Origin of the sequence: Bryocella elongata, assembly GCF_900108185.1 — a bacterium.
Classification (GTDB): domain Bacteria; phylum Acidobacteriota; class Terriglobia; order Terriglobales; family Acidobacteriaceae; genus Granulicella; species Granulicella elongata.
Window position 1 is genome coordinate 40,783 of the sequence record NZ_FNVA01000003.1, and the last position, 17,028, is coordinate 57,810.

The 17,028-nt window shown below is 62.5% G+C and carries 15 protein-coding genes; 8 read left to right on the forward strand and 7 right to left on the reverse strand.

All coding sequences use genetic code 11. From position 1 onward, the window contains the following. Positions 1-88 precede the first annotated feature (88 nt). Positions 89-1,033: an SDR family oxidoreductase gene (locus C4S68_RS09505; protein WP_103932845.1), complete on the reverse strand. Its 945-nt coding sequence runs from the start codon at positions 1,031-1,033 to the stop codon at positions 89-91. A gap of 297 nt (positions 1,034-1,330) precedes the next feature. On the opposite strand from C4S68_RS09505, the gene C4S68_RS09510 reads away from it, so the two are divergent. Next, positions 1,331-1,942: a PEP-CTERM sorting domain-containing protein gene (locus tag C4S68_RS09510; protein WP_103932846.1), complete on the forward strand. Its 612-nt coding sequence runs from the start codon at positions 1,331-1,333 to the stop codon at positions 1,940-1,942. A gap of 144 nt (positions 1,943-2,086) precedes the next feature. Here the strand turns inward: C4S68_RS09510 and C4S68_RS09515 are convergent, their stop codons facing one another. The 3 genes from C4S68_RS09515 to C4S68_RS09525 all read right to left on the reverse strand — a co-directional run bounded on the left by C4S68_RS09515 (position 2,087) and on the right by C4S68_RS09525 (position 6,125). Beyond that, positions 2,087-4,378 carry a tetratricopeptide repeat protein gene (locus C4S68_RS09515; RefSeq protein ID WP_103932847.1) on the reverse strand — a complete coding sequence of 764 codons (2,292 nt, stop codon included), beginning with the start codon at positions 4,376-4,378 and terminating at the stop codon, positions 2,087-2,089. 80 nt (positions 4,379-4,458) lie between these two features. Then, complete coding sequence (locus C4S68_RS09520; protein WP_103932848.1) at positions 4,459-5,130, reverse strand: exosortase C-terminal domain/associated protein EpsI; 672 nt, start codon at positions 5,128-5,130, stop codon at positions 4,459-4,461. Beyond that, positions 5,127-6,125, reverse strand: coding sequence for an exosortase/archaeosortase family protein (locus C4S68_RS09525; protein WP_235011484.1), 999 nt, complete (start codon positions 6,123-6,125; stop codon positions 5,127-5,129). Before C4S68_RS09525 ends, C4S68_RS09520 begins: the two co-directional genes overlap by 4 nt. Positions 6,126-6,388: 263 nt before the next feature. Between C4S68_RS09525 and C4S68_RS09530 the strand changes: the two genes are divergently transcribed. Genes C4S68_RS09530 through C4S68_RS09560 form a run of 7 tightly spaced genes read left to right on the forward strand, consistent with a single transcriptional unit; the run spans position 6,389 to position 14,394 of the window. Continuing rightward, a complete protein-coding gene (locus tag C4S68_RS09530; protein ID WP_235011485.1) occupies positions 6,389-6,988 on the forward strand; it encodes a polysaccharide biosynthesis/export family protein in 600 nt (199 codons plus the stop codon). Next, positions 6,985-8,268, forward strand: coding sequence for a hypothetical protein (locus tag C4S68_RS09535; RefSeq protein WP_103932850.1), 1,284 nt, complete (start codon positions 6,985-6,987; stop codon positions 8,266-8,268). The genes C4S68_RS09530 and C4S68_RS09535 overlap by 4 nt, the downstream gene beginning before the upstream one ends. Positions 8,269-8,295: 27 nt before the next feature. Then, positions 8,296-9,843, forward strand: a complete 1,548-nt coding sequence (locus tag C4S68_RS09540; RefSeq protein WP_103932851.1) for a GumC family protein — start codon at positions 8,296-8,298, stop codon at positions 9,841-9,843. Positions 9,844-9,845: 2 nt separating this feature from the next. Beyond that, on the forward strand, positions 9,846-10,778 hold the full coding sequence (locus C4S68_RS09545; protein ID WP_103932852.1) for an ExeA family protein: 933 nt from the start codon (positions 9,846-9,848) through the stop codon (positions 10,776-10,778). Beyond that, positions 10,775-11,788 (forward strand): CpsD/CapB family tyrosine-protein kinase, encoded by a 1,014-nt coding sequence (locus C4S68_RS09550; RefSeq protein ID WP_103932853.1) that lies wholly within the window; start codon positions 10,775-10,777, stop codon positions 11,786-11,788. Before C4S68_RS09545 ends, C4S68_RS09550 begins: the two co-directional genes overlap by 4 nt. An 18-nt stretch (positions 11,789-11,806) precedes the next feature. Further along, positions 11,807-13,189, forward strand: coding sequence for a TIGR03013 family XrtA/PEP-CTERM system glycosyltransferase (locus C4S68_RS09555; RefSeq protein WP_103932854.1), 1,383 nt, complete (start codon positions 11,807-11,809; stop codon positions 13,187-13,189). After that, on the forward strand, positions 13,186-14,394 hold the full coding sequence (locus C4S68_RS09560; RefSeq protein ID WP_235011486.1) for a glycosyltransferase: 1,209 nt from the start codon (positions 13,186-13,188) through the stop codon (positions 14,392-14,394). Before C4S68_RS09555 ends, C4S68_RS09560 begins: the two co-directional genes overlap by 4 nt. A gap of 14 nt (positions 14,395-14,408) precedes the next feature. Here C4S68_RS09560 and C4S68_RS09565 read toward each other — a convergent pair whose 3' ends face one another. The 3 genes from C4S68_RS09565 to C4S68_RS09580 all read right to left on the reverse strand — a co-directional run bounded on the left by C4S68_RS09565 (position 14,409) and on the right by C4S68_RS09580 (position 17,021). Continuing rightward, the gene (locus tag C4S68_RS09565) at positions 14,409-15,380 is read right to left on the reverse strand and encodes an SPFH domain-containing protein (protein WP_103932855.1); all 972 of its coding nucleotides are present in this window, start codon (positions 15,378-15,380) and stop codon (positions 14,409-14,411) included. Between the two features lie 248 nt (positions 15,381-15,628). Beyond that, positions 15,629-16,603, reverse strand: a complete 975-nt coding sequence (locus C4S68_RS09575; protein ID WP_103932856.1) for a VWA domain-containing protein — start codon at positions 16,601-16,603, stop codon at positions 15,629-15,631. A gap of 40 nt (positions 16,604-16,643) precedes the next feature. Continuing rightward, positions 16,644-17,021: a hypothetical protein gene (locus C4S68_RS09580; RefSeq protein WP_103932857.1), complete on the reverse strand. Its 378-nt coding sequence runs from the start codon at positions 17,019-17,021 to the stop codon at positions 16,644-16,646. Between the last annotated feature and the right edge of the window lie 7 nt (positions 17,022-17,028).

Sequence of the window (17,028 nt, forward strand, 5' to 3'; positions counted from 1 at the left end):
CAGTCGGTACAAAGTATCTGATGCGCGACTCGGCTGCTGGCCGCGTTACGGCGAGGACTCTTTCGCTCTGTGACCGTCTTTCGATCGCCTACCGGGCAGACTCGCGATACCAGGCTGCGGTGCGGGCGATTCCCTCTGCAAAGCCGATGTTCGGCTGGTAGCCGAGCGCCACGCGGGCGGAGGTGATGTCTGCGAGCGACTCGCGGACGTCGCCGGCGCGCTCCGGAGCGTACTGCGGCGGGTGGGGGAAGTTGAGCTCCTGCGCCAGCGCAGCGTACAGCTGATTGAGCGTATACGACTGGCCGCAGGCGACGTTGAAGACCTGCCCTGCGCAATTTTCCGCGGTGGCTGAGGCCGCGAGCAGGTTGGCAGCGACGACGTTTTCGACGTAGGTGAAGTCGCGGGAATGGCCACCGTCGCCGAAGATGGTCGGGGTGCGTCCGCCGAGCATCTCGGCGGCGAAGCGGGCGATGACGCCGGAGTACTGCGAGCTGGGGTCCTGGCGCGGCCCGAAGACATTGAAGTAGCGCAGGCAGACGGTCTCAAGCCCATAGACGCGCCAGAAGGATTGCAGGTAGTACTCGCAGGCCAGCTTCTGCACGGCGTAGGGCGAGATGGGCTCGGGGCGCATCGTCTCCACGCGCGGGAAGCCGGGCTGGTTGCCGTAGGCCGAGGAGGACGCGGCGTAGACGATGCGCCTCACGCCTGCGGCCCGGGCGGCCTCCAGCAACGCAAAGGTGCCGTCGAGGTTGGCGGTGTGGCTGGCGGCGGGGTCCGCGATGGAACGGGGCACGCTGGGCAGCGCAGCTTCGTGGAAGATGACGTCGACGCCCTGGCAGGCGCGGGCGAGGGCGGAACGATCATTCAGGTCGGCCTCGATGAGGTCGACCTTGCCTGCAAGGCCGGTGAGGTTGGAGCGATTTCCGGTCGAGAAGTTGTCGAGGCCGCGGGCGGCATCCCCGCGCTCGACGAGCGCAGAAGCCAGGTGGGAACCAATAAATCCAGCAATTCCGGTGATGAGGGCGCGAGTCATTCGATTTCTTATGGGGTACGGCAGGCAACTCTCTGCGTCGCCCAGCGCTCTCAAAGGATATCGCGTCAGGATGATTTCCTTCGCCTTCCGGGAGTAATGCCTGGGCCGTTGATATTCGGCGCAACGCAAGGAAGTCTCATCGCATACGTGCGACGCGACGCTAATCTATGTCCACCGTAGTCGCTTTTGCACCACAGGGACGGCTGCTTTCGCCGCCTCTGCGATCCACCGCCGCTCAGCGGCTGGCAGTGTGCCGGGGCAGAAACCATTCCCCCGGGCTGCCCGGGGTTCGACGTGATGACTTCGTTTCGACTTGCTGTTTTTGCGGCTGCGCTGGCTGCAGCTACTCCTGCCCTGGCTGACACCCTTACCGGGGGGTTCAACATCAGCGGGTACGTGGACGCCTCCACCGTGACGCAGGATGCGGGGGTCCTGACATTTGGAAGCGGCGATGAGGTTGTCGGCTCTCCTGCGGGGGCGTCGGGAAGCTTCGCCGGTATCACGAGCGGCACGGCACTGGATTTCGCGGACGTCATCAGCCTCTACATGATCTACGACGCGGAGAGCCCGGAGCTGTTCAGCTTCGTCTACGACGGGGACGACTACGTCTTCAATGCGACCAGCTACTCTCCTGGAAGCGTGGTTCAGATCGCGGGCACCTTCACGGACCTGACAAGCTCTGCGACTGGATTCGGCCTAGTGGATTTCTCGTATCCCTCGGGGGGTATCGGGGACTTTACGGGGAGCTACACCTCCACGCCCAGCCTTGTGGTGCTGGATGACGGCCGGGGTGGGGACGATACGATTCCGCCGACTTCGGGGACAGCACCGGAGCCCGAAAGCCTGGCCTTGGTTGCCACCGCGCTGGCGATGGGAGCGGGGCTGCTGAAGCGGCGAGCCGTGGCCTGAGAGCTTTGAGGCGGTACGCCCCGGATCAAGATGCGACGCGCTCCAAGACAAGCTCCAATTCGAAGCATAGCGAAAGGGGGAGCCAAACCGGCTCCCCCCTTTTGTTGCTGTCTATTGGGCTATCTCGATCGCCAGAGTCGACGGCTAGAGGGTTGCGAGTTCCTGCGCCGCGCGCTGGCCTACCGAGGTATTCTTGCCCAGCTCGATCGCCTTCTTCAGGTGAAGGGCAGCATCCGGTTTGTTCCCCATCTTCTCGAAGGTGAGGCCGAGGTGGTACTGGATGGTGGCGTTATCCGGGGAGGTCTTGAGGGAATCTTCCAGCAGGGACCGCGCCGAAGCGTAGAGGCCCTTGTGGTAGTAGACCCAGGCGAGGGTGTCGGCGGTATTGGGGTCCTGCGCGCGGCCGGCTCGTGCCTGCTGCGCCAGCGCGAGCGCCCTGTCGAGGTTCCCGTTGTGCTCCACCAGCAGGTACGCAAGATTGTTGGCGGCCCAGGCCTGGTGCGGATCGATCTGCAGCGACTTTTCGTAGGAGGCCTGAGCGTTGTCGGTGTCTCCCTTGTTCTCGTAGAGCTCGCCGAGGAGTGAGGTGGCGACCGAATCGGTTGGATGCTTGACGGACCACTGCTTCCAGAGAGCGATGGCGGATTCGGCCTGCCCCGCAGCGACGTAGGACTGCGACAGGGTCTGCGCCGCACGCTCGTCCTGCGGATTGAGCGTAAGGGCCTTTTGGGCAGACTCTCGCGCGCCATTGAAGTCCCTGACGTAGAGCTTCAGCGTCGCGAGCTCGCGATAGAAGTTTTCGTTGTTGGGAGAAGCTGTGATCTGCTGCTGAACGCGATCGATAGCCTTCTGCGGCTGCTTCTGGGAGACCTGGATGAACGCGAGCATATGCAGGGCGGTTTCGGAGTTCGGATCCAGCGCGAGAGCCTTCTCGAGCTCAGCTGCGGCCTCGGGCATCTTGCCACCGACCATGCGCATCTGCGCGATCTCGAGATGCGGACGCGGGTCGCGCGGAGCCATCTGCTCCGCCTGGGTCAGGTCCTGTTCAGCCTGCGCAAACTCCTTGTTGTTGGCCTCGGAGGTGGCGCGCCACACGAGCGCGGGCTCGTACTTGGGATTCAGCTGAAGGGCCTTGCCAGCCAGCTGGCTGAGAAGCGGCAGGTCGTGCTTTCGGTCTGCAACATCAGCCTGCCCGGAAAGCGCTTCGATATTGTTGGGGTTGATGCGCTGGGCTTCCTGAAAGTTCTGCATGGCCGTCTCGAGATCACCCGAGCCGAGGGCCATACGCCCCATGGCCATGTGCAGCTGGAGGTTATCGGGTGCGTCATGGACGGCGGCCTTCATCACATCGAGCGCATCCTTGGTCTTGCCGTCATCCAGGAGCATGGAGGACTTAAGCAGAGCTGTCTCGGGAGCGTGCGGATTGAGCTTGGTCAAGGTAGCCAGCACATCGTTCGCCTTGGCTTCCTCGTGACGCATGATCAGTACGCGGGCATAGCTGTAGTTGGCGGTGAAGTTCTTCGGGTTGTGCGAGACGAAGTCCGAGAAGAAGCTCTCCGCGCTGGGCAACTGGTTGGTACGGATGTAGAAGTCGAGGAGCATGTCGTCCGCGGTCTGGCTGTCGACCGAATTGAGGACGAGTTCCTTGAGGACCGCCTCGGCCTTGGGCTGCTGCTGCTGCGACAGATAGAACGCAGCAGCCAGGCCGTGGGCCGGCACGTTCTTGGGGTCGGCCTTGGTTGCGGCCAGATACTCCTGCTCCGCGCCTGCCTTGTCTCCACGGCGGTTCAGCAGCTGTGCGAGGGCCATGTGGGCAGGCACGCTCCTGGGATCCAGCTGCAGCGCCTTGCGCAGCTCGGGCTCGGTCGAGTCCATGTTCTCGCCGGAGGCGTTCTCGAACATCGCCATCGAGGTGTGAAAGTCGGCGTTCTTTGGATTCAGTTCGATGGCCTTCTGCATCTGCTGCTTCGCGGTGGCGAAGTCTCCCTTGCGTGCCGCGAGGCCGGCGAGGAGGGAATAAGCATCTGCATTGTCGGGATGTGCAGCGATCACGGCGTCGGCCTGCTCGCGGGCGCGATCGGCGAGGCCACCCGCCATCTCGATGCGGCCGAGCTCGATACGTGCCGGCATGTTGCCAGGATCGAGGAGCACGGTCTTCGAGAATTCCGAGAACGAGGCCTGCATCGACCCCAGCTTGGCGTAGACCTTGGCGAGTTCGAAGTGCGCCGGGGCGAAGTTCTTATCGACCTTGAGCGCATTGGAGAACTGGATCGCCGCCTCGCGGTACTTGCCGGAGTCCTCATAACGTTTTCCGCTCTCGAGGTACTTCTGCTTGCGAACGTTCGGGTCGCGATTGCAACCCGCAAGCGAGGTGAGACCAAGGGAGACTCCGAGAAGGCACAGCGTGGAGGCGCGAAGATTGCGATGAGCAGACATGGGAAAGGATTCTCCGAGAGAGGCGCTTCCCTATGGAGGGAGGTCGCGAGGGATCATTGCGCGCTGGAACCGGGTTAGGGTTAGTCCGGCACGTAGGACGGAAGCAGTGGCGAGAGGGCATCAGCAAATGCGACAACACGCTGACGGGCTTGAGCTCGATCTTCTCCGGGGTGAATCATGGTGGTGATTCGCACCAGCGCGGCGTCGGTTCGACCAAAGCGCATGGAGTCCAGCAACATATAGTACTTCGCGGCCCAGTCATTCGCGATCCAACGTTTCTCCGCCTTATACCAGTACAAGACTTCTGCCTGATGCGAACCATCCGAGATGAGATAGTCGCCGACCTGATGCGAGGTTCCGTTGGGGCCGGGGATGGTGGTGGTATCGGAACTCAGGAAGGTCCAACCCGCGCCGGGAAGGCAATTCTGCGGCGAGTGGATGGACTGACCGGAGCGCTGGGTAGGGAAGTAGGCGATGAAGAGACCGATTGTGTCGCGCTGTGGTGTCGTGGCAGACGGGGCGTTGTAGAGCCGGTTCAGGAAGTAGCCCTTGCCGAGGACATCGAGCGCCTCCTGGGCGAGCGGGACCTCGGTGGAGTTCAAGCCAGCGAGCATGACCGGGAACTGGTCCAGAGCGGTGCTGGGTGGAACGCGATCCTGATTGCCTCGTGCGACGAGCAGGCCCAGCACGGCGAGCATCAGCCCCATCACGCTCCAGTAGATGGGAGTCCGGAACATTCCGCCGTTGTTCATGCTGCCTTCCCCGCACGGTCAAAACGGCCCATGACGAGATGGACCGCGTACAGCAAGGAGAGGGAGACGAGGAAGATGAGCCAGCCGGAGAACTCGTGGAAGAAGCCCATGGCCTTATCGGGATCCCAGTACTGAACGCAGAGGCCTGTGCCGAAGATGCGGATGGAGTTTGCCGCAACCGCAATGGGGATACTGGCCAGCGCGAGGAGCACACGACGCATGTTCGTACGTTCCACGAAGTATCCAAAGATGATGGCGACGGTCAGCAGACTCATGAGGGAGCGGATCCCACTGCAGGCTTCGGCGACCTCAAGCTGCATGGCGGGAAGGTTGATGACGTTGCCTTCGCGAAGTACGGGAACACCGGCAAGCGGCAGCATGCCGCTGGCAACGCGTGATGCCAGCAGCTGCAATGGGAACGTGATGTGGTTCAGCACGAGGGTGGGCAGAGGAATGCCCAGCAGCATGACGCCAATGGGAAAGCGCAACGCCACCAGCATGCGTCGTCCGAGCAGACTCCAGACGAGGCCAGCCACCAGAAGAACAAAGGAGAGCCGCTGCAGAAACAGATCGGCGCCGAAGACGCCCACCATCAAGGTCAGCAGCGCCAGGACCACGAGGGGAATGCCGGACCAGTCGCTGCTCGTGGGGACGCGCAGGTAGCGCTGGCGCTCAGTCGCAAGAAGGAACAGGACAAAGAACGGGATCAGAAAGCCGTGCGAGTCGTCGCCAAAGTTGTACCAGTCGCTGACCAGCTTGAAGCTGATGCGCCAGTAGAGAAAGAGGATTGGCGCAGCGAGGACGAGGATCGGCAGCAGGGGCTGTCTTCCGAGGTTCGGGGAGTCCGCCGATTCACCTCCCGGAAAAGCCAGCTTCATGGAGCCCGAAGGGGATTGCGAGACCGTTGAGGGAGCGTTCAGCATAGAGACATCGACAGCAGCATACCTTGCGGGGTTCGGCAGAGGCGGGCAGACCTTAAGGAGTGGCTGCTTCATTTTGCCACTAGTAATGGCTCCTGTGTGCATTATGATGAGTCTGCGCATTCCGCACAAAGTCGATTGTCTCAGGATAGCGGCTCCATGGCTGCGATTGCTGGTCTGTATGGGACACTCGTCGCCATCGGTTTTGCGATAGGCTAGGCGATGCCTGCGTGCGCGTGCGACAGTCACTGCAACCGTGCAGCGACAAAAAAGACATGAGCACTGGAAGTACTATGAAATCTGCCTGCACCCTTGCTTGCGCCCTCCTGGCTCTGACGATGCCTTCCTTCGCCCAGCAAGGGATGGCACACCCGGCGATCACTCCTCGCCCCACGACAACTGCACCCGTGACGCCGCAGGCCACAGCGGCACAGGTCGGCTCTTCGCCACAAGACTCCGCTACCTATGTGATTGGAGCTGACGACCAGCTGCAGATCACGGTGTGGAAGGAGACGGCGCTGACGGGCCCGCTGACCGTCCGCCCCGATGGCCAGATCTCGATGCCGCTGCTCGGCGATGTGCCTGCCGCCGGCAAGACACCGATGCAGCTGGCGGATCTGATCACGGCCGGGTTGAAGAAGTACGTGAACGATCCCACGGTGACGGTGACGGTCTCGCAGGTGAACAGCAAGCGAGTGTTTCTGATCGGCCAGGTGGGACACATTGGCCCGATCATGATTACTCCCGGGATGACCGTGCTACAGGCGATCTCGACCGCGGGCGGCCTCACTCCCTACGCCAACGGAAAGAAGATCTATATCCTGCGCGGACCCCAGGGCGCCCAGAAGAAGATTCCGTTCAACTACAAGACCGCCGTTCGTGACGGGAATCAGCAAGGCGTGGCGCTGGAACCTGGCGACACCATCGTGGTCCCATGATCAAGGCAGTCTCCGTGGCGGCACTGCTCATCGCGGTGTGCCCGCCAGTCCAGTCCGCGTTTGGCCAGGCTCCGCCAGCCGTCACCTACGACGCCCCGAGCACGGGGTTCTCGCTGCCCCTTGCCGGGCAGCTGACCTACGCGGTCAACGGCGGAGAGACCGCGTATGTGAACTATGCCGGCTATTCGGGCACAGCGTACGCGACCCAGATGGGCGCGACGGTCGGAATTCTTACGGGCAGCTCGTACCATCCGTTCAGCCTGCTGTATGGCGGCGGGGTCACCTTCTTTTCCGGGGGCCAGGGCAACTCGTCGTATTACCAGAGCCTGGATATGTCGCAGCAGCTGGTCTATGAGAAGTGGACGTTCATAGCGGAAGATACGCTGCGGATCACGCCGGACCTCCCGTTGGGCGGGGTATCCGGGACTGCGGGGGCAGGCGATCTGGGCAATGGCACAGCAGGTGGCGACGCTGCTGGGCTGTTGACTCCGAACCAGACCCGCCTGAATGAGTCGGCACAAGGCAGTGCGCAGCGGATGTTGAGCGGGGCTACGTCCCTCAACATGGGTGTGGGCTACACGCTGCTTCACTTTCCAGGTGGAGGGACAGCCGCGAGCGGCATTGATTCGAGCTCGCTGAATGCCTCCGGCGGGGTCACCCATCACCTGAGTGGACGCGATCAGATTGGCGGCAATTACTCCTACATTCACACGAGCCAGCCTTCGACGGGTTTCACTGTAAACACACAATCCGCGCGGATGAACGTCACGCACTCGTTTTCACCGACATGGACGGCTTCGGCCGGAGCAGGGCCGCAGTTTTTTACCTCCGCGGCGGCGGGCCTGTCGAGCTCCTCTCTTTCGTATTCGGTGCAGGCATCCGTCGACCATGAGCTGCAGTTTTCGAGCATGAACCTTTCGTTCGACCGCGAGATTCTCAATACGGCGAGCTATGGATCGTCGGCAGAGACGGCCCGCCTCGGCTTCGGGTTCAGCCGCAGCATCTCTCCCGTGATGCACGCTTCGGCCAACATGTCGTACCTGCGGACGACGTCACTTCCCGGGGTTGGAACGTACGCTTACAACTCCAATGGGTTTTATCTCGGAGCGCAGGTAAACCGTACGCTCAGCAGGCTTTGGTCCGCATATTTTTCGTACACTCTGGAAGATCAAAGCGTGACCGGCCTCACCGGAGGGCCGGCGCCGCTGCAAGGGATTCAGCACCTGGTAGGTTTCGGGGTCACCTTCGCGCCGTTGCCGATCTCGCTGCACGGACATTGATCGCGGAGTGAAGGCGCAGGAGAAGAAATGTTAGGTCACCGCACACTTACCTTTACGGACTACATGGCGATCCTTCGCCGCCGCCGGCTCGCGTTGCTGACGCCGGTGGTGGTGATGCCGATCGTTGCTCTGGCGGTCGCCAAGCTCATGCCTCCGAAGTTCAAGTCACAGACGCTGGTCATCATCGAACAGCAGTCGGTTCCGGACGAGTATGTGAAGCCCGTGGTGACTGCGGACCTGACGAGCCGGCTCGCCTCGATGCGCGAGCAGATCCTGAGCCGCAGCCATGTGCAACCCATCGTGGAACGGTACAACCTGTACTCGACCCGCCACATGACGATGGACGATCGCATCGATGAGGCTCGCAAGAACATTACGATCAAGGCGATTGCCCCAGAGGTCTCGCGGGCCAGCCTGCCGGGATTCACGATCGACTTTACCGCCAGCGACGCGCGCACCGCGCAGCTTGTATGCGGCGAGATCACGTCCTTGTTTACGGGCGAGAACCTGCACACCCGTCAGGCTGCCGCAGAAAACACCACGGACTTCCTGAAGTCGCAGCTGGCGCAGGCCAAGCAGAACCTCGATGATCAGGACACGAAGGTGGCGGCGTTCGAGCGCGAGCACTTCGGTGCTCTGCCGACCGACCAGCAGCAGAACGCTTCGATGCTGACGAGCCTAGGCACGCAGCTGCAGGCGGCGAACGATGCCGTGACGCACGCCGAAGAGCAACGCTCCTACGAGCAGTCACTGTTGCAGCAGATCGTCCCCTCGGGCAGCCCGGACTCGACTGTACCGGCCGCTCCGGACAACGTGACCGTAGCGCTTCAGAAGGAGCTCCAGGACCTGAAGGTCGAAGAGGCCGACCTGATGACGCACTACACCGCGGATTATCCGGATGTGGTGGCGACACGGCGCAAGATCTCCGAAGTTCAAAAGCAGCTTGCGGCCCCTCGCCCGGCTGTTACGGCCGCCGCGGCGGCGGCCAGTCTCACTCCCCAACAGCAGGCAGCGGCCAACCAGATTCGTGCGACGCTGAAGGCCATCGACCTCGAGATTCAATCGCGCAGGGCCCACATTGCGCAGATCCAGGGACAGCTTGGCACCTACCAGGGCCGGATCTCCGCCAGCCCTGAGCTGCAGGCGCAGTGGAAGGATCTGACGCGCGACTACGAGACGGCGCAGAAGTTCTACGACGATCTGCTGGGCAAGATGAAGCAGTCCAGCATGGCGACCGAATTGGAGCTCCGCCAGCAGGGCGAGCAGTTCCGGGTTCTGGATGAGCCGAACCTTCCCGATGCCCCGAGCTTCCCCGTGCTGTGGGAGTTCCTCGTCGGTGGCATTGGTCTGGGTCTTCTTGTCGGCATTGGCATGGCGGCGCTGAAGGAGTATCGCGACACGTCGCTACGCACCGAGCTGGATGTCTGGGCCTTTACGCACCTTCCCACGCTGGCCGTTGTTCCATTCTCGCGCGACTATGCCAAGACCCGTCCGCAGGAGCAGGTGGCGTGGTTCAAGCGTCTCTTCCGTCGGCACCCGCCTGAGCCTCAATCGGCGCCGGAGTCAGGCAGCTAACCATGTACAAGAGCTTTTTCAATCTTCACTCCAACCCGTTCACGACCAGCCCGGATCCCCGGTTTCTGTACATGATGCCCCACACCCGCGAGGCGCTGGCAGGGCTGGAGTATGGCATTTCGGCACGCAAGGGGTTCATCGTGCTGACGGGCGAGGTGGGCACCGGCAAGACGACCCTGCTTCGGCGGGCTCTTGGGGCGTTCGACCAGACGAGGGTGTTCACGTCCTTCGTCTTCAATCCGCAGCTTGAGACGCTCGATTTCCTCGAGTTTGTGCTGTCGGACTTTGGGCTGACTCCGGTGAACCGCACCAAGAGCGGCATGCTGATCCAGCTGAACCGCTGGCTGGTGGAGCGGTATCGCCACCAGGAGACCTGCGTCATTGTCGTGGACGAAGCACAGGGACTCTCGCTGGAGCTGCTGGAAGAGATTCGGTTGCTGACGAACCTCGAGACCTCGAGCGAGAAGCTGGTGCAGATCATTCTCTCTGGCCAGCCGGAGCTGGAGCAGAAGCTTCGCTTGCCGGAGCTACGGCAGCTGCGGCAGCGCATCTCGCTGTGGTGCCGGACGCAGCCGCTCAGCCTGGAACAGACGGGCGCTTACATTCAGCAGCGTCTCGCCATCGCCGGGAGCACCGAGATTCTGTTCGCGCCGGATGCGATCGCGTCGATCCACCGGGCGAGCCGCGGCATCCCGAGGGTGATCAACCTTCTTTGTGAGCATGCGCTGATCTTTGCGTACGTGGAGCAGTCGCACCAGATTCCGAATCGAATCATCCTCGCCGTGGCGCAGGACCTCGATCTGGAGCCGCAACCGTTCGTCGTCTCATCGATGCAGCCGGGTTTTCCCGGCGCGGCACCGGCGGGAGATTCGCAGGCGACCTACGCGCAAGGCTTGCAGATGGCCGGCAATGATTCAGGAAGGCAGGACGGATGAGCAAGATTTATGAAGCCCTGATCCGGGCCGAGCAAGAGCGGGCCGAGATCGAAAAATCGCGCAGCGAGCGGCTCGTCTCGGCGGTTGACGCTGAACCCGTGGCAGTGGCCAACCCGATCCCCCTGGCACAGCCGGCGCCGTTCGCCGAACAGCCCGTTTTTGCTGCTCCGCGGCAGGTTTATGCAGAACCAGTGCCGGCCGTTCCTGCGCAGGTCCTGACGGCAGACAGCACCAATCAGGCCGAGGGCCCGGTGTTTGCCCCGGACGCCATCCTCCCTACCGTGTGGCAGCCGCAGTGGAGCCATCTGCCTTCGCTGCAGGAGCGTGGCCGCGGCCTGGAACAGTTCCGCACGCTGCGCTCGCACATGCTTGAGTTTCGCGACGCCGATGCGCTGAAGACGATCCTGGTTTCGAGTGGGCTGCCGCAGGAAGGCAAGAGCTTCGTCGCCGCTAACCTGGCGCTGTCGTTCGCTCGCCACAAGTCGGCCCGGGTCCTGCTGATCGACGGAGACATGCGGCGCAGTTCGCTGCACATTCTCCTGGGCTGCTCGAACCAGGTTGGGCTTACCACCTATCTCTCCGGCCACGCTTCGCTGGAGCAGGTGATGCAGCGCGCGCTGGTCGATGAGAGCGACCGCAAGCTGCAGGGGCTGAGCTCACTGACGTTCATCGCGGGCGGCGCCGAGGGCGAAAACGCAGCGGACCTTTCCTCCAACAAGCGCTTTGACGAGATGATTCACAGGGTCTCGCCCTACTTCGATTGGATCGTGGTGGACACCTCCCCGGTAAACCTGGTGGCTGACGGTGTGAACCTCTCGCGTGCCTGCGATGCCGTGCTGCTGGTGGTTCGCGGTGGTGTCACCAAGCTCGAGACCGCACAGCGCGCACTGAATGAGCTGAAGGCGTCCAAGGTGCTCGGTGTGGTGCTGAATGCAGTGGAAGATCTCCCGGCGGCGACCGGTTACTACGGCTACGCGACCTACGACAACTACGACACCATCAAGGAGTAAGCAAGGCACGCTCCTCCGATGATCCGCTTCCTCAATGTGTACTTCCCTGTTCGGACCGTATTCCTGCTGCTCTGCGAGGCGTTCATCGTGGGCGGCTGCTTTGCGCTGTCCGCGTGGGTGGTGCTGGGGCAGGATACCTGGCTGGTCCTGAACTATGAGTACGGCGGCCTGAAGTTATTGGGCGTCACGGCGATGAGCCTGATGTTTTCGTACTACTTCGATCTCTATGAGCCCCAGCTGATCAGCGGACGGGAGGAGATCTACTTCCGCCTGCTGCTGGTGCTGGGGTTCGATTGCTTTGCGGTGTGGCTGCTGCTGCTGGCCTTTCCGGAGGCGCAGATCTTCGGTCAGGGCCGTGTGTATGTGCTCGGGATCGCGGTACTCACGCCGGTGCTGATCCTATGGCGCCGGGTGTACGAATGGATGCTGAGCCACCCGATGTTCCGCGAGCAGGTGTATGTGCTGGGCGGCGGCCCGCAGGCGGCAGCGATCGTGGAGACGATCCGCAGCCGCCGGGACCTCGGCATGGATGTGGTGGACTGGGCGGAGTCGACCACGGAAGACGAGACGATTCGCCGGTCGGCATGGACAACTGAGCTGAAGCGCCTCGAAAAGAATGTAGCTCTGAGCCGCATTATCATCGCGCTGGAGAACGAGCGCGGCGAACTGCCGATCCAGGAGCTTCTGAACTTCCGGTTCCGTGGCGTCGTGGTCGAGGATGCGCTTGCCATCGTGGAGCGGCTGACCGGACGGTTGCCGCTGGATGGGCTTCGCCCATCGACGTTCCTCTACAGCGAAGGGTTCCGGCTGCGGCGCTCCATGCAGGTGGCGCGCCAGTTCATCTCGGTGGTGGCGGCGGCGACAGGCCTGCTGGTGTTCGCACCGTTCTTCCCGCTGGTGGCGCTGGCGGTCAAGCTATCTTCCTCGGGGCCGCTGTTCTTCAGGCAGACCCGGGTGGGTCTGCGCGGAGCTCACTTCCAGGTGGTAAAGTTCCGCACCATGCGGACGGACGCCGAAGCTGCGGGAGCGAAGTGGGCGGTGAAGAACGACCCGCGCGTGACCCGCGTCGGCATGTTCCTGCGTAAGACCCGGCTGGACGAAGTGCCACAGCTGTGGAACGTGATCAAGGGCGATATGGGGTTTGTGGGGCCGCGGCCGGAGCGGCCGGAGTTCACCCCGATGCTCGCCGAGAACCTGCCGTTTTATGAGCTGCGCCACCTGATCCGGCCAGGGCTGACGGGCTGGGCCCAGATCCGCTATGGTTATGGCGCCACGCTGGAACAGGCCCGCGTAAAGCTCGAATATGATCTCTATTACTTGAAGCACATGACGCTGGGACTCGATCTCTTCATCATGTTCGAGACCATCAAGACGATTGTGCGCCGTCGAGGCTCGCAGTGAGCGTTGCGTTTCTGGCGCAGGCCTTCTGGCTTTCGCTTGCGGTCATCGTCTACACGTATGCTGGTTATCCGCTGGCGATCCAGGGGCTCGCCCGGCTGCGCAAGCGGCGCAGGAAACAGTACAGATGGTGGGCCTGGGATATGCGGCCGGTCAGCGTAATCATGGCGGTCCACAATGGCGAACGCAGGATCGAATCGCAGCTGGATCATCTGCTTGAGCTTGAGAAGGAGATCATTGGCGAGATCCTGGTGATCTCGGACGGCTCGACCGACGCGACCAATGCCCTGCTGCGCGGCATGGAGGCGAGTCGCGGCGATGAGCGGCTGAAGCTGATCCTGCTGGAAGATCAGGTGGGCAAGTCCTCCGCGCTGAACCACGGCATCCTCGCGGCCAGTGGGGAGATCCTGCTCTTCGTGGACCTTCGTCCACGGATCCGGGAAGGCAGTGTGAATCAGCTGATTGAGAACTTTGCGGATCGCCGTGTAGGCTGTGTGGCCGGTGACCTGCGGCTCAAGGTTCGCGACCACGATGGAACGGCCAAGGCTGTGAGCGGTCTTTACTGGCACTATGAGCAGTCCATCCGGAAGGCAGAGGCCCACTTCGATTCGCCTGTCGGCGTATACGGTGGGTTTTATGCTGTGCGTCGATCGGTTGTGTCACTCCTGCCGGAGGGCTGCATTCTGGACGACATGTTCCAGCCCCTGTCTGTGATCCGCCAGGGCTACCGCAGCGTGCTGGATCGCCATGCTGTGGTGACGGACGAATGGCCTGCCAAGGCCAAGGGTGAGTTCTCCCGCAAGGTGCGGACGCTGGCCGGAAACTTTCAGCTGGTGACGCAGTGTCCTTGGGTGTTGTCGCCGCAGAACCGGGTGCTGTTCCAGCTGGTCTCGCACAAGCTGCTGCGCCTGGTGGTGCCTTACTGCTTCGTCGTGCTGCTGGCGACCGCGCTGCTGCTGGGCCGCGCAGGACATCCTGCGATGCTCGCCTTCGCAGGGATGCAGGTTGCGTTCTGGATGATGGCGCTGGTGGGACTGCGCTGGAAGCTGCCAGTGGTGGGCCGACTGGCGACGCCCGCGGGCGCGATGCTGATGCTGAACGCCGCGGCGGTCGTCGGGTTCTACAGGTTCCTCTTCACACCGAGGCCGCTGTGGAAGTCGCTGTGGGCCCCCACAGCGACTCCGATGGAGAACACCCGGCTCGCCTGAAGTGCTACCCGTTGCTACTTCGTCGGATAGCCCGTCGGGCTGGGCGGCAACGGATTGCTCAGCGGGACGTCCGGCATTCCGTTCGGCTTGGTGCTGCGGAGGCCTGCGAGAATCTGGGTCTGAAAGTCTGCCGCAGCTCCGGGATTGTTGGGCAGGAAGAGGGTGTTGGTGCCGCCACGGGTACCGATGTCGCGCAGGGTGTCGAAGTACTGCGTGAGCAGCACGAGGGCCATGACGTCTTCGGCACTGGCTCCGGGCACCCCTTGGCGGAAGTGCTCGACGGACTCGGTGAGGCCGTCGATGATGGCCTGGCGTTCGGCTGCGATGCCCTTGCCCTGCAGCGCCTTGGACTCGGCTTCCGCTTCGGCCTGCTTTACCTTGAGGATCTTCTCGGCTTCGCCACGTGCCTGCGCTGCCACCTGCTGGCGTTGCGCGGAGTTGATGTCGTTCATGGCGGCCTTCACCTTCGCATCCGGGATGATGTCCGTGACGAGTGCGGTGAGGATGTTGAAGCCGAAGTCGCGCATGGTGACGTCGAGCTCGGTCTTGACGTTGACGCTGATGCCCGACTGCTGCTCGAAGGTCTCATCCAGGGACAACTTGGGCACGTGCCCGAGGATGGAGTTGAAGACGAAGCTTTCGATCTGCTTCTGCGGCGAGCTGAGCTTGTAGAACGCATCGGCGATGCGATCGTCGAGGACCTGATACTGCACGCTCACGGGGATCTGCACGAAGACGTTGTCGCGGGTCTTGGTTTCGACCTGGAACTGGGCCTGCTTCACCATCAGATCGACGAAGTAGACCCGCTCCGCGAAAGGCACGAGGAAGTGCGCGCCGGGCCGGGTGATGCGATCGAACTTCCCGAAACGCTCCACGATGCCGGCGGTTGCCGTGCGCACCGTGTAGAAGGTCTTCGCGAAGAGCACCAGAATGAACAGCGCGAGAATGACGAAGAAGAAGATGGCGACCGGAGCGAGTTCGGGCATAAGAGCAGCAGAATAGCGGAACAGCAGAACTGCGGAACAGAGAAAAGCCGGTCATCCGATGAATATGTGGCGAGTTGTGCTGAAAAGGAGACAGATGCACGACTCGCGGCCGCTCTGCGCCCGCGATTAAGGTGTCTTCTGTTCTTCTGTTCTTCTGTTCTGCTGTTCTGCTGTTCTGCTGTTCCGCTGTTCCGCTGTTCTGCTGTTCCGCTGTTCCGCTGTTCCGCTGTTCGCTATTCGCTATTTCGCTATTTCGCTGTCCTCTCCCAGTATCCCGTTCTTGCCTGCACGACGAGTCTTGGATCGTTGCCCTTGAGCTCGATGCGGTGATACTTGCCGGGCTTTGACTCTGGCGGCGTGAAGGCGAGGCGGTACTCGGAGCGAAGCTCCTGTGCGATGGCTCCGAAGACAGCGCTGATGGAGACGCCGCGCTGGACCAGGAACTCACGGCCGCCAGTCTCGGCGGAGATGCGCCGCATGACGCCGATGCCATCGCGCTGGCCCGGCACGTGCGGATAGTCGGCCGTCTCGCGGGTGTAGAGGATGGAGTAGACGGCGGTGTTGGCCTCCTGCGCCGCGCGGATCGCGTCGTCGACGTTGGCGCGCGATCCCACGTCTTCGCCGTCGGTGAGGATCAGGATGGCGCGGCGGCCGGTGTTGGCGCCGGTGGGGTCCTGCTCCAGCACCTGGCCGCAGACGTGGACGATGGCGTCGTAGAGGTGCGTCGCATTCGCTCCCGAAGATAGCTGGTTGGTGCGATAGCCCAGGAGCCGCATGCCGTTGTTCAGGGATGGCAGTGAGTGCGTGAAGGGCTGCAGCAGGAAGGCCGAGGTGTCGAAGGCCACAAGGAAGGCACGGTCGTTCGAGCGGGTCAGGGTGTCGCGCAGGAAGATGGAGCCGGCGAGGGCTTCGTCGTCGAAGTACTGATGCTGGCTCGCGGAGGTATCGAAGAGCAGACCGACGGTGAGCGGGAGGTCCTGATCGCGATTGAAGTACCGTACCGGCTGGGTGTGGCCATCGACCTTTAGGTTGAAGTCGGGCTGCGCGAGGTCGACGATGAGATTGCCCGACTTGTCGCGCACGAGCGCGTCCAGCGCGACGATGCGTGATGTGACGGTGATGGTGGGCGTCTGGTCAGACGGCGCTGGTAGCGGCTCAGGCTGCTGGGACACGGCAAGAGCTGGTGTCAGGAGAAAGAGCGCTGCTACGGCAAGGGTACGCATCGGGAAGGCCGCTCCGGACTAGCACTATACCGCGTTCCGGTTATGAACCGTTCGGCAGCGATCCCTCGCGGCGATAGCTTGCGACAAGTTCGATTCGCCCGACGATCTGGCGGTTGAACTCCGGCAGTTCTCCGGCTGGAATCCAGTACTCCAGCGCCGTGCGATCACCGACCTTCTGCACCTCGTAGCGCGCCAGAAAGTCATTTCCGACCTCAAAGCGCAGAACATGGCCAACGTAGCCAGAGAATTCATCGTCGGTGTTCCAGCGCTCGGCGATGTGTCTTGCGTACTCCTCCGTAAGAACCGGATAGAAGATAGGTTGACCGGCGAGGCGCGGCGGGAATGCGGTGTAGCCGGACTCAGCGATGAGCTCAAGCTCGCGCTGTCCGACGGGCCTGTAGAGCGTCGTGGTCTCCATGGAATCC

What these genes read in the sequence shown, in the direction of transcription:
- C4S68_RS09525 (WP_235011484.1), bottom strand. Translation starts at nt 6,125, where the DNA reads ATGAAGCAGCCACTCCTTAAGGTCTGCCCGCCTCTGCCGAACCCCGCA.
- C4S68_RS09555 (WP_103932854.1), top strand. Translation starts at nt 11,807, where the DNA reads ATGATCCGCTTCCTCAATGTGTACTTCCCTGTTCGGACCGTATTCCTG.
- C4S68_RS09565 (WP_103932855.1), bottom strand. Translation starts at nt 15,380, where the DNA reads ATGCCCGAACTCGCTCCGGTCGCCATCTTCTTCTTCGTCATTCTCGCG.
- C4S68_RS09515 (WP_103932847.1), bottom strand. Translation starts at nt 4,378, where the DNA reads ATGTCTGCTCATCGCAATCTTCGCGCCTCCACGCTGTGCCTTCTCGGA.
- C4S68_RS09535 (WP_103932850.1), top strand. Translation starts at nt 6,985, where the DNA reads ATGATCAAGGCAGTCTCCGTGGCGGCACTGCTCATCGCGGTGTGCCCG.
- C4S68_RS09520 (WP_103932848.1), bottom strand. Translation starts at nt 5,130, where the DNA reads ATGAACAACGGCGGAATGTTCCGGACTCCCATCTACTGGAGCGTGATG.
- C4S68_RS09505 (WP_103932845.1), bottom strand. Translation starts at nt 1,033, where the DNA reads ATGACTCGCGCCCTCATCACCGGAATTGCTGGATTTATTGGTTCCCAC.
- C4S68_RS09530 (WP_235011485.1), top strand. Translation starts at nt 6,389, where the DNA reads ATGCCTTCCTTCGCCCAGCAAGGGATGGCACACCCGGCGATCACTCCT.
- C4S68_RS09550 (WP_103932853.1), top strand. Translation starts at nt 10,775, where the DNA reads ATGAGCAAGATTTATGAAGCCCTGATCCGGGCCGAGCAAGAGCGGGCC.
- C4S68_RS09575 (WP_103932856.1), bottom strand. Translation starts at nt 16,603, where the DNA reads ATGCGTACCCTTGCCGTAGCAGCGCTCTTTCTCCTGACACCAGCTCTT.
- C4S68_RS09540 (WP_103932851.1), top strand. Translation starts at nt 8,296, where the DNA reads ATGTTAGGTCACCGCACACTTACCTTTACGGACTACATGGCGATCCTT.
- C4S68_RS09545 (WP_103932852.1), top strand. Translation starts at nt 9,846, where the DNA reads ATGTACAAGAGCTTTTTCAATCTTCACTCCAACCCGTTCACGACCAGC.
- C4S68_RS09580 (WP_103932857.1), bottom strand. Translation starts at nt 17,021, where the DNA reads ATGGAGACCACGACGCTCTACAGGCCCGTCGGACAGCGCGAGCTTGAG.
- C4S68_RS09510 (WP_103932846.1), top strand. Translation starts at nt 1,331, where the DNA reads ATGACTTCGTTTCGACTTGCTGTTTTTGCGGCTGCGCTGGCTGCAGCT.